This window comes from Paraburkholderia phenoliruptrix (genome assembly GCF_019511605.1).
GTDB classification, from domain to species: Bacteria; Pseudomonadota; Gammaproteobacteria; order Burkholderiales; family Burkholderiaceae; genus Paraburkholderia; species Paraburkholderia phenoliruptrix_A.
This window is the reverse complement of the sequence record NZ_JAEUAV010000090.1, coordinates 1-255: the sequence shown is the minus strand read 5'-3', so window position 1 is coordinate 255 and position 255 is coordinate 1. Positions and strand designations below refer to the sequence as shown.

At 52.9% G+C, this 255-nt stretch carries 1 rRNA gene; it reads right to left on the bottom strand.

Annotated elements, in window-relative coordinates:
• Nucleotides 1-253, bottom strand: a 23S ribosomal RNA gene (locus JNB89_RS31485); the annotation flags it as partial.
• Between the last annotated feature and the right edge of the window lie 2 nt (nt 254-255).

Below are 255 nucleotides of genomic sequence, written 5' to 3'. Positions count from 1 at the left end.
GGCTGGTCCCATTTCGCTCGCCACTACTTTGGGAATCTCGGTTGATTTCTTTTCCTGCGGTTACTTAGATGTTTCAGTTCACCGCGTTCGCTTCACGTGACCTATGGATTCAGTCACGGATACCTCAGAAGAGGTGGGTTTCCCCATTCGGACATCTTCGGATCAAAGCTCGTTTGCCAGCTCCCCGAAGCTTTTCGCAGGCTACCGCGTCCTTCATCGCCTGTGATCGCCAAGGCATCCACCACATGCACTTGT